We start from the raw sequence: 13,479 nt of genomic DNA, 5'->3' as shown, positions 1-13,479 counted from the left end.
CCTCCGCAAGGGATTCGATGCGGCAGGCTTTCTGACCTAAAAGGATTGAGACAAGTGGCTTGGCATTCGCAGACGTGGAACTGGTTCAACGGTGCGTGGCATGAGGGCAATCCGCCCCTGATCGGGCCCCGGTCGCACGTATCCTGGCTCGGCTCGTCCGTGTTCGACGGGGCACGGGTGTTCGAGGGTGTCGCGCCCGATCTCGACCGGCATTGCGCGCGCGTGAACCGCTCGGCCCCCACCATCGGCCTCAAGCCGACCGTCGACGTCGATGCCATGCTCGACCTCGTGCGCGAGGGCGTGAAGAAGTTCGCACCGGGCACCGCCCTCTACGTGAAGCCCATGTACTGGGGCGAAGCCGAGGGCCTGGCCACCATCGCGCCGGATCCGGAATCGACCCAGTTCTGCCTTTCGCTCTTCGAGGCGCCGATGCCGGTGCCGGGCGGGCTCTCGGTGATGAAATCGAGCTTCCGCAGGCCGACCCTCGAGTCGATGCCGACCGACGCGAAGGCCGGCGCGCTCTACCCCAACAACGCGCGCGTGCTGCGCGAGGCCAAGGAGAAGGGCTTCGACAACGCCCTCGTGTGCGACGCCCTCGGCAACATCGCCGAGACTGGCACGTCCAACGTGTTCATGGCCAAGGACGGGGTGGTCTATACGCCGTATCCGAACGGCACGTTCCTGAACGGCATCACCCGCCAGCGCGTGATCCAGCTCCTGCGCGACGACGGTGCGCAGGTGGTCGAAGGCACGCTGCGCTACGAGGATTTCGCCAGCGCCGACGAGATCTTCATTTCGGGCAACTACTCGAAGGTGATGCCGGTGCTGCGCATCGACAGTCGCGATCTCCAGCCCGGCCCGTTCTACCGCCGGGCGCGCGAGCTCTACTGGGCCTTCGCTCACGACAAGGGTCTCCTGAAGGCTGCCTGAGATCATGCCCGCGCGCACGGGCGGCACATGGTGAAAAAACAATGGGCCCGGGACGCTGGAAAAGCGTCCCGGGCCCATCCTGTTCAGGCCGTGCCGACTTCAGGCTCAGGCCGCCTTGACGTCGTGCAGGAAGCTGGACACCTCGCGGCCGAGGTCTTCCGAGTGACGGGCGAGTTCCTGCGCCACGCCCAGCACTTGCGAGGCCGCGGCGCCGTTCTCCTGGGCGGCGTGCTGCACGCCCACGATGTTGCCGGTGACCTGCTCGGTGCCCCGCGCCGCTTCCTGAACGTTGCGGGCGATCTCGGCGGTCGCGGCGCCCTGCTCCTCCATGGCAGCGGCGATCGAGGTCGAGATCTGGCTCATCTCGGTGATGGTGCGGGCGATCTCCTGGATCGCCGTTACCGTCTGGCCGGTCGCCTGCTGGACCGAGGCGATCTGCTGCGAGATCTCCTCGGTGGCCCGGGCGGTCTGCGTGGCCAGGTCCTTGACCTCGCTCGCCACCACGGCAAAGCCCTTGCCGGCCTCGCCGGCCCGGGCCGCCTCGATGGTGGCGTTGAGCGCCAGCAGGTTGGTCTGGCCTGCAATCGTGTTGATCAGCTGCACCACGTTGCCGATCTTCTCGGCCGAGGCGGCGAGCTCCTGGACGGTGGCGCTGGTGCGCTGGGTGCCGGCCACGGCGCGCTCGGCCACGGCCGAGGACTGGCTGACCTGGCTGGCGATCTCGCGGATCGAGATCGACAGCTCCTCGGTGGCGGCCGCCACCGTCTGCACGTTCGACGAGGTCTGCTGGGCGGCCGACGACACGGTGACCAGCTGATCGGCGGCCTGATCGACCCCTGACGACATGGTCTGGGCGGTGGCCTCCATCTCGGTGGCCGCTGAGGACAGCCCCTGCGTCAGGGCCGAGACCGTGGCGTCGAAGCGGCGGGTGAGCTGGTCGAGCACCTCGGCCCGGCGCATGCGGGCATCCGCCTCGCGCGACGCGGTTGCATCCGCGTCCTGCTTTGCGATGAGGGCATCCTTGAACACCTGCAGCACCCGGGCGAGCGTGCCGATCTCGTTCCTGCGATGGGCATCCGTGACCTGAACGGCGAGGTTGCCGCCGGCCAGGTCCTGCATCTGCTCGGTGATGCGGGTCAGCGGGCGGGACACGCCGGCGACGACCGACCAGCCTCCCACCGCGAGCGCGACCACGCCGAGGGCAACGACCGCCATGAACGCGATGGCGATGGTCCCGAACAGGCCGTCCGCCGCATCGGCGCGGGCCTTGGCCGATTCGAGCTGGACGTTCACCAGTTTCCCGATGGCGTCTGACACGGGATCGATGGCGGCATAGAGATCGGTCATCGTGAAGAACGTCAGGCTGACCTTGTCCTCCTCCTTGAGGAACCCGACGAGCTTCTCGACCGCGGCATCGGCTTTCCTCATCAGCGCCTCGGCGTCCTGGGCCGCCTTCTTCTCGGCCGGATCGTCGACCGCCGCCTTGTAGGCGGCCCAGTGCTTGGCGATGTCCGTCTTCGCGACCTCGACGCCCTTCAGGGCATCGGCCCATCCCATGTTGTCGTTGCGCACCTTGTGCGAGGTGTCCACGATGTTCACCGCGTAGAGATCGGCCACGACCTTCAGGTCCCGCAAGGGGACCACGCGGTCCGCATAGATCCTGCCGATGGAATCGTGCATCGACTGCGTTCCGAACCAGCCGCCGCCGACCGCGCAGACGATCAGCAGCGCCAGAACGCCGAAATTGAGAAATAGCTTGGTCCTGATGGACCCGGATCGTAGTGACAATGACACCGTTCTGCCCCGTGAGAATAATTTGCCCTCGCAGGACAATATTTCACGCATTGTGAAACATCCGGTTAACCGTGTTTGACGGATCCATGACGCAATTTCCGACACCGGGTCGACGCAGAACACGATCGGCCACCCGACGAATCAGGACATTCCGCTTCGGCAGGAAGCCGGGACGACATCCCGGCGTCATGAACCTGTCGCCGAAGTGTTAACGGGCAGACATGCGGCTCCTGCATGAGCAGCCTCGCTCGAACAAGCCAACGAGGTTCTCACCATGTCCGTCCGTCTTCTCGCGGCCCTGCCGCTGGCCGTGCTGCTCGGCACAAGCGCCCATGCGCAGCAGCAATTTCCGGCTGTTCTCGCCGGCCATGCCATCCTGCCCGCCCTGAGCTTCGTCGACGCTCCGGCGGATGCCCCGGCCGATCTGAAGGTCTCGGGCAAGTTCACTGCGGGCAAGCGCGTCGAGGCGCTCGGATCCATCGAGGGCACCTCGGGCGATCGCCCGACCGGCGTGAAGCTGCCGTTCCGCGGACAGCCGCTCCAGGGCCATTCCGGCATCAAGTCGAACGGCGACGGCACGTTCTGGGTCATCACGGATAACGGCTTCGGCTCCAGGGCCACGTCGCCGGATTCCATGCTCTATCTCAACCGCCACCGGATCGACTGGACCAAGGGCTCGGTCGAGCGTCTCGAGACCGTGTTCCTGCACGATCCCGACAGGAAGGTGCCATTCCGCATCGCCAACGAGGCGACGGAGAAGCGCTATCTGACGGGCTCCGATTTCGACACCGAAAGCTTCCAGCCCATCGGCGACACGATCTGGATCGGCGACGAGTTCGGCCCCTATCTGATCAAGGCCGACCGCTCCGGCAAGGTCCAGGCCGTCTACGAGACGCTGGTCGACGGCAAGCCGGCGCGCTCGCCCGATCATTATGCCGTGACGACACCTGCGGCTCCCAACGCGACCGTCAGCTTCAACGTGCGCCGCTCGAAGGGCTACGAGGGGATGGCGGCCTCGAAGGACGGCCAGTTCCTCTACGCGCTTCTCGAAGGTCCCGTGTGGGATGCCGACAAGAAGCAGTGGGAGACCATCGACGGGCGCGAATACCTGCGCATCCTCGAATTCGACGTGGCGGGCGAGAAGTGGACCGGCCGGCACTGGAAATACGTGCTCGACCAGAATGGTCTCGCGATCGGCGACTTCAACATGATCGACGGCACCACGGGCCTCGTCATCGAGCGCGACAACGGCGAAGGCACGGCCGATAGGGCCTGCCCGCAGGGCGAGAAGCGTCCCGACTGCTTCCAGGAGCCGGCGAAGTTCAAGCGCATCGTGAAGATCGAGCTGTCGGACGCCACCGTGAACGGCCCGGTCCGCAAGATCGGCACCACCGATCTCATGCAGATCGCCGATCCGGACAAGAAGGCGAGAAAGCCCCTCAACGACACCATGCTGACCTTCCCGTTCTTCACCATCGAGAACGTGGACGTGGTCGACGAGCGGCACATCGTCGTGGGCAACGACAACAACCTGCCGTTCTCGTCGAGCCGCGAGCCCACCCGGCAGGACGACAACGAGTTCGTCCTGCTCGACGTGGCGGACCTGCTGAAGGCCCGGTGAGTGTCTCGTGTGATCACCAGACTTCGATGCCGGTTCTGACCCTCTCCCGTCATCACCGGCCCTGTGCCGGTGAACTCGACTGCTTGAGGCGCGGTGCTCTTCCGATCGGGATGGCCGGGACAAGCCCGGCCATGACGGGGAAGGGCGTCGACCATCATGGGAGAGGCGCCAACAAACTTGTGATCGGCCCGTCGGGCCGTCTCCCCGTCGGAGTGCCCTAAATGGCTCCAGCATCGTGCCCGATCCTGGAGCCATCGATGCGTTGTCTTCTTAATAGCCTTGTCGCCCTCGGCCTTCTGACCGCGCCGGCCCTGGCGGAGCCGGTCGATCTGGAGCTGGTCTTCGCGGCCGACGGATCGGGCTCCATCGACGACGAGGAATTGCGCCTGCAGCGCCGGGGCTGGGCCGATGCGCTCACCAATCCCGACGTGCTCGCCGGCATCAAGGATGGCCCTCTCGGGGCCATCGCGGTCGCCTTCATGGAATGGGGCGGGCCGAGCTCCCAGGTTCTCATCGTCGACTGGCATGTGATCCGCGACGAGGCGAGCGCCAGAGCCTTTGCCGACAGGCTCGTGAGCGCGCCGCGCGGCGCCTACGGGTACAATTCCATCTCCAACGCCATCGACTTCTCCGTCCGCCTCGTGGAGACCAACGCCCATGAGGGCACCCGCAGGGTCATCGACGTGTCGGGCGACGGCCCGAACATGAACGGCCGGTCGCTCGAGCAGGCGAGGGCGGATGCGCTGGCCAAGGGCTTCACGATCAACGCGCTGGCGATCCGCCGCCCCGGCAGCGGCCGCCCGGGCGGTCCCGGCGGCATGGCGCTCGAGGATTATTACGGCCAGAGCGTCATCGGCGGCCCCGGCTCCTTCGTGGAGATCGCCGACGAGGCCCGCCCCTTCGCGGTGGCGGCGCGGCGCAAGCTTCTGACGGAGATCGCCGGAAAGGGCGGAGCCTCCCGTCACGCCAGCCGGTGAGCCGGCGCTCGCCGCTTGAAGACATTCCTGACCGCGATGCTAAAGTGCCCGCCATGGCGAATCTCGAAGACTGGATCATCGAACAGGGCCTGCGCGGCGCGGATGTCGGCTCATTGCTCTCCGGCTTCACGGAACGGCTCGTGGCCGAAGGACTGCCGCTGGTCCGGGTCTATCTCGCACTGCCCACCGTCAATCCGACGATCCGCGTTTACACCCATGTCTGGACCCGCTCGGCCGGCCTGATGGTGGAGGGCGTCTCCCACGAGCGCAACGCCCGCGCGTTCGACCGGAGCCCGTTCAACCATATGATGCAGACCGAGCAAACACGCTGCTACTGGCTGATCGACGATCCGGCGGCTCCTCAATTTGACGTGTTCGACGACGTGCGGCGGCAGGGCGGGACCGATTATCTGGCGCGCCTCTTCAGCTTCGAGAACGAGAGCGCCCCGGATCTGCGGGGGATCGGCCTGTCGTTTTCCAGCGACCGCCCTGACGGATTCCGGCCGGAGGAGGTCGAACGGATCGATTCCCTTCTGCCGCTGCTGGGCCTCGCCGCCTACCGCATGACGCTCTTCGACCTGACGGTGGCGATGCTCGACACCTATGTGGGGCTCTCGGCCGGCCGGCGGGTGCTGAGCGGAGAGATCCGGCGCGGCTTCGGCACGACGATTACGGCCGCGCTCCTGTTCGCGGATCTGCGCGGCTTCACGAGCCTGGCGGACACGGCCGGCATGGACCTGATCGCGCGGCTCGACCAGCATCTCGAGGCCATGGCGGACCCGGTGGCGGAGCAGGGCGGCGAGGTGCTCAAGTTCATGGGCGACGGCATCCTGGCGGCCTTTCCGATCACGGACGAGCGCTCCCGCGAGCAGGCCTGCGCGGCCGCGATCCGGGCCGCCCGGACGGCGCTCGAACGCAATGTGGCCGTGAACGCTCTCCATGCGGGCGAGCCGCCGCTGAGCCTCGACGTGGCGCTCCATTGCGGGGACGTGTTCTACGGCAATATCGGGGCCGCCGGTCGCCTCGACTTCACGGTGATCGGCCCTGCGGTCAACGAGGTCAGCCGCATGGAGGCCCTGTGCAACAGCCTCGACTGTTCCGTGATCGTCTCGGAGAGCGTGGCCTCGGCGAGCCCGGTTGCGCTCCGGTCCCTCGGCCGTCACCGGCTGCGGGGCATCGCGGCGGAGCGGGAGCTGTTCACGCTCGATCCCGTCAGCGTCTGGACGGCATGAATCCGTCCGGGCGGCGTGTCGGAACGGATCCTCAGGTTTCCAGGGTGTCCAGTCGTTCCAGAACAGCCTGCGTGATCCGCGCGCAGCGGGCTCCGGCGAAGGGAAAGGCGTCGCTGAGCGCAGTCGAGAGCGTCTCGTCGAGGCTTTGCCTGAGGAGGCGCCGGGCCCGGTGAAGCCGCGTCTTCACGGTCTCGGGACGCAGGCCGAGATGGGACGCGGTCGCCTCGACGCTCAGCTCCTCGATGTCCCGCAGAACGAACACGACCCTGAACGGGTCCGGCAATCGGTCGATGGCCCGTTCGATGAGGCGGCGGATCTCGGCGCGGGCGGCGGCGGCTTCAGGGTCGCCCTCCTGCCGGGCGCCGGGCAGGAAGATGATGCGGGCCGCCCCCTGGTCGTCGATGGCGTCGATCTTGTTCAGCTCGACGGAAGGGCGCCGGGTGCGAAGCCGGCCCAGGGCCTCGTTGAGCGCGATCCGCGTGAGCCAGGTCGCAAGACGGGCTTCGCCGCGGAAACTCTCGAGGTGGGTGAAGGCGCGAAGATAGGCCTCCTGAACCACGTCCTCGGCCTCGGCATCGTCGCCGAGGACGCTGCGCGCGATGCGATAGAGCCCACGGTTGTGCCGCTCCATAATCAGGCGCAGGGCGCTTCCGTCCCGTTGCCGGGCCCGCTGGACGAGAGCCATGTCGTCCAGGCCTTCAACCGATGGTGCCGCGGCGATCCTCGATGGCATGGACGATCTCCTGTGTCTTGCCCCCGGTGTCTTGCCTCCGGTGTCTTGCCGTTAGATGGCCGGCCGCCTCAAAGGTTCCCGGGTCTTCTCCATCGCGGTCACGCCCTGCGGACGATGCCCCGCTGCACGATCTCGTCGACCGACGGGAAGGCCTGCAGGACGATATCCGGGAGCGTCCCGGCACCGTCCGCAGGAGTGCGGCCCGGACGCCCGACGATGATCCGCCCGACCATCCCGGCGTGTTCGTGCGGGATGCAGAAGAAATCGTACACCCCTCCACCGTGAGCGTGACCGAAAAGGTCTCGTGCGGAAGCAGATAATCCGAGTTCCAGGGCGCCGCGCCCTCTGGGATGCGCAGCGGGTGCTCGTCGTTCTTCGGGTGGTAGGCCGTCGCCGTATGGGAGTTCCCGGGATCGAGATTGAGCCAGCGGATGGTCCGGCCCGGCTCGACGTGAAGGCCGACCGGGTCGAACCACACATGCGAGCCGTCCGCCCGGCCCTGCATCCGGATCTCGACCGGCTCATCCGCCCGGGCCAGGCGGGACCATGCCAGACCGGCGAGGAGACCCCCGCCGATCCGCAGGACATGCCGCCGCGACGGGCTCACTGTCCGGCCACCTTGGTTTCGTCGGCCTTGGGCACGTGCCACAGGACCAGATGGGCATGGGGCTTCTCGACCCCCGGATGGCCGGCGTTGAAATAGACGTCCACGTGGTCGACCTTGCCGCCGGGCGCCGCGAGATCGTCGAAGCGCTTGTCCTTGTTCGACAGGTCCTCGATGGGAAGCATGTAGACCGTGCTGACGAGACGTCCCTGACGGTCGTAGGCGAGGAACGGGCCCGCCGGAAGGGTCTTGGGGTCGACATAGAGCTGTCCAAGGCCCGGCAGGAAATCGGGCAGCTTCACGAGTTCGCTCACCTTCTTGTAGGCGCCGGTCGGGGGCGCCTTCTCGACCTGGTCGGCCGCCAGGGCCGGCACGGCAAGCGTCAGGATTCCAATCGCGGCAACGAAGCGGAAGATCATGATGTCATCCTCTCTCGGGCACCGGACCCAAAGGTGGATTTGCCCTTTGGGACCCATCCGGTGCTTCCTTCTGCATGAGCGCATCGTTCCTCGCGGAAATCCGGGTCCACGTCTCCGCACGATGCGCCGGCCGGGCAGGTCCCGGCACATCCGATTGGATGGATCCCCGACGGAAAGGTTCCCGCGCTATGCCGGTGTCAGCGCCGCGCCAGGCGAACGCCCATCCCCTTGAGACCGGCGAGAAGCACGCCGCCGTAGATAAGGGCCCCGGCCGCGCCGAGGAGCGCCAGCAGGATCTCGTTGCGCCAGGCGGGCAGGAGAGCGGTCCACCGCGCGAGCGGCGCGGGCGCGAACCAGGCGAACACGCCGAGCAGCAGGCTCGCCGCCGCAATGGCAAGGCAGGTTCTGCCAAGGGTGCGGTTCGGCGCCGTCCAGCCGCGCCGATAGGCCAGGACGAACAGCAGTCCCAGATTGACCCAGACGCCGATGGCGGTGCCGAGCGCCAGGCCCACGACCCCATAGGTCCGCATGAGCAGGATCTTGACCACGACGTTGACGCCGACCGCCGTGAGGGAGGCGATCAGGGGCGTGGCGGTGTCGGAGCGGGCGTAGAAGCTCGAGACCGCCGAGCGGATCAGCACGGCCGCGGGAAGACCCAGCCCGTAGGCCGCCAGGACGGCGCCGGCGCGTTCGGCCGCCGCCGCATCGAAGGCGCCGCGCTGGAACAGGGCCGACATGATGAGCTCGGGCATGACCATGAAGGCCACCAGGAAGGGCGCCGCGAGCGCGAGCGTCAGGCCGACGGTCCGGTTCTGCGCCGCATAGGCTCCCGCCTCGTCGCCGGCCGCGATGCGCCGGCTCATCTCCGGCAGCAGCACGGTGCCGGCCGCAATGCCGATGACGCCGAGAGGCAACTGGTAGAGCCGGTCCGCGTAGTAGAGGGAGGACACCGAGCCCGTCGGCAGGAACGACGCGATGATCGTGTCGGCAAAGATCGCGAGCTGCACGCCCGCGGATCCGATCACGGCGGGACCGAGCGCCTTGAAGAACCTCTTCATCGGCGCGTCGATGCGGGGACGCTCCAGCCCCGGCGCGGCGCCGATCCGCCGGGCGTCCCACCAGACCATGGCGAGCTGCAGCGCGCCGGACACCGTCACGCCCCAGGCGACCGCATAGCCGGCGTTGGGAAACAGGAAGACGAGGGCCAGACCCGCGATCATCGCGACGTTCAGCAGGATCGGAGCCGCCGCCGCCGCCCAGAACCGGTCATGGGCGTTGAGGATGGCCGAATAGATCGTCACGACCGTAATGAAGAGCAGGTACGGAAAGGTGATCCGCGTGAGCGTCACCGCGAGCTCGAACTTGGCCGGCTCGTCGGAGAAACCCGGGGCGAGCAGCCTCACGACCCACGGCATGCCCATGAACGCCACGACGAGAAGCGCGATCTGCACGATCAGCATCAGGGTCGTGATGCGGCTGGCGAACGACCGGGCCGGCTGCTCTCCCCCGGTTTCGAGCACCTGGGCGTAGGCGGGAAGGAACGCGTTGTTGAAGGCGCCTTCGCCGAAGATGGCGCGGAAGTGGTTCGGGATGCGGAAGGCCACGAAGAAGGCGTCGGCCACGGGCCCGATGCCCATGACGGCCGCCAGCACCACGTCGCGGATGAAGCCCGTGAGGCGGGAAACCAGCGTCCAGCCGCCGACGGAGAGGATCTTGCGGAACATCGGTCAGGCCCGGCGCGCGCGGTAGTTTTCGGGCACGAGGCCGCTCGAGACCTGCGCGGCGCCGCCGATCCGCTCGGCCACCACGTAGAGCGGCCGCCGCTTCACCTCGGCGAAGATGCGCCCGACATATTCGCCCACGACACCGAGCGACATCAGCTGGATGCCGGAGAAGAACATGATCGACACGATCAGGCTGGGAAAGCCCGGGAGGTCCGTGCCGAACAGGAGGGTGCGGATCATGAAGAACACCGCGGTGGCGATCGACAGGATCGAGATCAGGAAGCCGATATAGGTCCAGATCCGCAGGGGCACCGTCGAGAAGGCCGCGATCCCGTCGAAGGCGAAGCGGAAGAGCGTCCGGAAGCTCCATTTCGAGGTGCCGTACTGTCGCTCCTCCACCACGAAGGGCACGCCCGTTCCCTTGAAGCCGATCCAGGCATAGAGCCCCTTGGAGAAGCGGGCCTTCTCGCCCAGGGTCCGCAGCACCTCGACGCCCTTGCGGTCGATGAGCCGGAAGTCGCCGGCGCCCTCGGGCAGCGGGATCTCGCCGAAGCGGGCGAAGAGCTGGTAGAACAGATGGGCGAAGCCGCGCTTGACGCGGGTCTCGTCGGAGCGGTCCGTGCGCTGGCCATAGACCATGAGGTAGCCCTCGCGCCAGCGCTCCACGAAGGTCTCGATCATCTCGGGCGGGTGCTGCAGGTCGGCGTCCATGATCACCACCGCGTCGCCCTGGGCGTGGTCGAGCCCCGCCGCGATGGCGATCTCCTTGCCGAAGTTGCGGCTGAAGGAGACGGCACCGATGCGGGGCTCGGCGCGGCTGACCGCCTTGATCCGATCCAGGGTATCGTCCCGGCTGCCGTCGTCGACGAAGATCACCTCCCAGACCGACGTGATCCGGTTCAGGATGGGGAGCAGGCGCTCGCACAGGGGCGCGATGTTCGCGCTCTCGTTATGCACGGGGATGATGACGCTGAGCTGAGGCGACGCCACTGGAAAAAACCTTCGATGACCGGGCTGCATCAAGAGCCGAGTTTGCGCTCTTGCTCAAGGCCCCCCGGGCATTTTTCGATACGGGCGGGCCGGCTGGATCGGTCTCCTATTGCCGCATGATCGTGCCGACCCCGAAAGTGGATCCATTTTCTAGGCCGATGCTCTAGGGTGCGGCATCGCCGATTCTCAGGACGATCATGGGCTCCTCTCGTTCCGTCATCCTCTGCGCCGACGATTTCGGCCTCGCCGACGGGGTCAGCCGCGGCATCGTGGAACTGGCCGGGATGGGCCGCCTCTCGGCCACGGGCGCGATGACCAACATGCCCGGCTGGCGCCGGGCGGCCCCGGGCCTGAGGCCTCTGCGCGATCGGATCGCGGTTGGCCTGCACCTCAACCTCACGGCCGGATCGCCGCTGGGACCCATGCCGGGGCTTGCGCCCACGGGGACGTTCCCGTCCCTGAAGGATCTGCTGCCGAAAGCCTTGAAGCGACAGCTGCCCGCAGGTGAGATCGCCGGGGAGATCGGCCGCCAGATCGACGCCTTCGAGGAGACCTTCGGCGAGGCGCCCGCCTTCGTCGACGGCCACCAGCATGTCCATGTCCTGCCGGTGATCAGGCCGGCCCTGATCCGGACCCTGACGGCGAGGGGCCATGCCGGACGCGTGTGGCTGCGCGATCCGGCCGACAGGGCGACGGCGATCCTGCGCCGCCCCATCGGGCGCGGCAAGGCGCTGACCGTCAAAGCCCTGGCGCGCGGCTTCGCCCGGAGCGCCCATGCGGCGGGATTCCGGACCAACAAGGGCTTCTCGGGCTTCGCCCCGCTCGACCTGTCGGTGCCGGCGCAACGCGTCTTCGAGGAGGCTTTCTCGCATCTCGGAGGCCATCCGCTCGTCATGTGCCATCCGGGCTACGTGGATGATGAGCTGCGGGCCCTCGACCCGGCGCTGGAGAGCCGGGAGGCGGAGCTGGACTACCTGAAATCGGATGCGTTTTCGGAGCTGCTGCAGGAGCGGGAATTGCGGCTTATAGGCTCAGTGGCCTGACAAACCCGCTCACCCCGTCATCACCGGCCTCGTGCCGGTGATCCCGATCCGAAAGGCGCTGAGCCCCACCGTATCGGGATGGCCGGGACCAGCCCGGCCATGACGTCGAGGTTTGTTCACAACAGGCGGTCAAGCAAGAGGAATGGTCTCAACAAACGGGTCCTGAAGTGGCTCGTTCCACGCCTCGAGCCGCCTGACCGGCTCAACGAACGAGCAGGGCGCTCGCGTAGAGGCCCAGGCCGAACACGACGTGGCCTGCGATATTGAGAGCCCGGATCTGGTTTGCATTGGGACGCTTCGAAGCCGCGACGCCGGCACCCATGCCGGGCTGAAGCAGGAACCAGCCCGCGCCGACCGTCACCAGGCCGACCACGAGGGCGGGCATGAGCGTCGGCCGCTGCGGCCAGTCGGAGGATGTGACGGCCAGCAGGATGGCGGCGAACAGGACCCCGACCGCATAATGGCCGATCCAGCCCAAGGCGCGCTCGTAGGCGAGGGGGCGGGCCGTCGCGATGTCGTCATGATAGACGGTCCCGCCGGCCAGGTGGCCAAACCAGCGTCCGACCAGGCCCCAATTGGCGCCGGGCAGTCCGAAGGCGTGCTTCAGGAACAGCCCCCACAGGTCGAAAATCGCCGTTGCGCCAATCCCGATCAGAAGGGAGCGGTACAGGAACTCGGTCACGGTCATCTCTCCATGGGGGGGACATGAAACGGGCCTCCGAAGAGGCCCGCTCGATGGTTCGCTCCCGCGATTACTTGGTCGCGTTCTCGAACATCTCCTCGACATGCTCCCAGTTCACGAGATTGTCGAGGAACGCCTTGAGATAATCGGGACGGCGGTTGCGGTAGTCGATGTAGTAGGAATGCTCCCACACGTCGCAGCCGAGGATCGGCTGGGCGCCGTGAACGAGCGGGTTCTCGCCGTTCGGGGTCTTCATGATGGCGATCTTGCCGTCCTTGACGGCGAGCCAGGCCCAGCCCGAGCCGAACTGGCCGACGCCGGCCTGGATGAAGTCCTCCTTCATCTTGTCGACCGAGCCCAGGTCCTCGACGATCTTCTTCTCGAGCTTGCCCGGGATGGCGCCGCCGCCATTGGGCTTCATCCACAGCCAGAAATGGATGTGGTTGTAGTGCTGGCCGGCATTGTTGAAGAGGGCCTGGTTCTTGCCGTAGGAGCCTTTCACGACCTCCTCGACGCTCTTGCCTTCGAATTCCGTGCCCTTCAGCAGGTTGTTGCCGGTATTGACGTAAGCCGCATGATGCTTGTCGTGGTGAAACTCCAGCGTCTCCTTCGACATGTAGGGCTGCAGGGCATCATAGGCGTAAGGCAGTTCGGGCAGAGTGAACGACATCGGCGTCTCCTTTGGATTGAGCGACCCGGAACATCGAACCCGACAGTGAAGATCACTCCC

General features: G+C 66.9%; 13 protein-coding genes. 5 read left to right on the top strand and 8 right to left on the bottom strand.

Annotation, left to right across the window (positions count from 1 at the left end; all coding sequences use genetic code 11):
- The first annotated feature begins 54 nt into the window (after positions 1–54).
- Positions 55–930, top strand: coding sequence for a branched-chain amino acid aminotransferase (locus HPT29_RS17505; protein WP_173945379.1), 876 nt, complete (start codon positions 55–57; stop codon positions 928–930).
- 105 nt (positions 931–1,035) lie between these two features.
- On the opposite strand, the gene HPT29_RS17500 is transcribed toward HPT29_RS17505, so the two are convergent.
- A complete protein-coding gene (locus HPT29_RS17500) occupies positions 1,036–2,718 on the bottom strand; it encodes a methyl-accepting chemotaxis protein (RefSeq protein ID WP_259060133.1) in 1,683 nt (560 codons plus the stop codon).
- 280 nt (positions 2,719–2,998) lie between these two features.
- Between HPT29_RS17500 and HPT29_RS17495 the strand changes: the two genes are divergently transcribed.
- From HPT29_RS17495 to HPT29_RS17485, 3 genes are all read left to right on the top strand, one after another.
- On the top strand, positions 2,999–4,345 hold the full coding sequence (locus HPT29_RS17495) for an esterase-like activity of phytase family protein (protein ID WP_173945560.1): 1,347 nt from the start codon (positions 2,999–3,001) through the stop codon (positions 4,343–4,345).
- Between the two features lie 257 nt (positions 4,346–4,602).
- The gene (locus HPT29_RS17490; protein WP_173945559.1) at positions 4,603–5,322 is read left to right on the top strand and encodes a DUF1194 domain-containing protein; all 720 of its coding nucleotides are present in this window, start codon (positions 4,603–4,605) and stop codon (positions 5,320–5,322) included.
- Positions 5,323–5,375: 53 nt separating this feature from the next.
- Entirely contained in the window at positions 5,376–6,554 is a 1,179-nt protein-coding gene (locus HPT29_RS17485; RefSeq protein WP_173945558.1) for an adenylate/guanylate cyclase domain-containing protein, read from the top strand.
- A 31-nt stretch (positions 6,555–6,585) separates the two neighbouring features.
- Here the strand turns inward: HPT29_RS17485 and HPT29_RS17480 are convergent, their stop codons facing one another.
- From HPT29_RS17480 to HPT29_RS17460, 5 genes are all read right to left on the bottom strand, one after another.
- Positions 6,586–7,287, bottom strand: coding sequence for an RNA polymerase sigma factor (locus HPT29_RS17480; protein ID WP_173945557.1), 702 nt, complete (start codon positions 7,285–7,287; stop codon positions 6,586–6,588).
- Positions 7,253–7,894: a cupredoxin domain-containing protein gene (locus HPT29_RS28845; protein WP_259060132.1), complete on the bottom strand. Its 642-nt coding sequence runs from the start codon at positions 7,892–7,894 to the stop codon at positions 7,253–7,255. Before HPT29_RS28845 ends, HPT29_RS17480 begins: the two co-directional genes overlap by 35 nt.
- Positions 7,891–8,310, bottom strand: coding sequence for a DUF5602 domain-containing protein (locus HPT29_RS17470; protein ID WP_173945556.1), 420 nt, complete (start codon positions 8,308–8,310; stop codon positions 7,891–7,893). The genes HPT29_RS28845 and HPT29_RS17470 overlap by 4 nt, the downstream gene beginning before the upstream one ends.
- A 197-nt stretch (positions 8,311–8,507) precedes the next feature.
- Positions 8,508–10,034: a murein biosynthesis integral membrane protein MurJ gene (murJ, locus tag HPT29_RS17465; RefSeq protein ID WP_173945555.1), complete on the bottom strand. Its 1,527-nt coding sequence runs from the start codon at positions 10,032–10,034 to the stop codon at positions 8,508–8,510.
- Between the two features lie 3 nt (positions 10,035–10,037).
- Complete coding sequence (locus tag HPT29_RS17460) at positions 10,038–11,024, bottom strand: glycosyltransferase family 2 protein (RefSeq protein ID WP_259060131.1); 987 nt, start codon at positions 11,022–11,024, stop codon at positions 10,038–10,040.
- A 197-nt stretch (positions 11,025–11,221) separates the two neighbouring features.
- Here HPT29_RS17460 and HPT29_RS17455 point away from each other — a divergent pair, with 197 nt between their 5' ends.
- On the top strand, positions 11,222–12,067 hold the full coding sequence (locus HPT29_RS17455; RefSeq protein WP_173945554.1) for a ChbG/HpnK family deacetylase: 846 nt from the start codon (positions 11,222–11,224) through the stop codon (positions 12,065–12,067).
- 202 nt (positions 12,068–12,269) lie between these two features.
- Here HPT29_RS17455 and HPT29_RS17450 read toward each other — a convergent pair whose 3' ends face one another.
- Together HPT29_RS17450 and HPT29_RS17445 are read right to left on the bottom strand one after the other, a co-directional pair.
- On the bottom strand, positions 12,270–12,749 hold the full coding sequence (locus tag HPT29_RS17450) for a DUF2938 domain-containing protein (RefSeq protein ID WP_173945553.1): 480 nt from the start codon (positions 12,747–12,749) through the stop codon (positions 12,270–12,272).
- A 70-nt stretch (positions 12,750–12,819) separates the two neighbouring features.
- The gene (locus HPT29_RS17445) at positions 12,820–13,419 is read right to left on the bottom strand and encodes a superoxide dismutase (RefSeq protein WP_173945552.1); all 600 of its coding nucleotides are present in this window, start codon (positions 13,417–13,419) and stop codon (positions 12,820–12,822) included.
- Positions 13,420–13,479 lie beyond the last annotated feature (60 nt).

Source organism: Microvirga terrae (assembly GCF_013307435.2).
GTDB lineage: Bacteria > Pseudomonadota > Alphaproteobacteria > Rhizobiales > Beijerinckiaceae > Microvirga > Microvirga terrae.
Note: the sequence above shows the minus strand (reverse complement) of the source record. Positions and strands in the feature narration are given on the sequence as shown.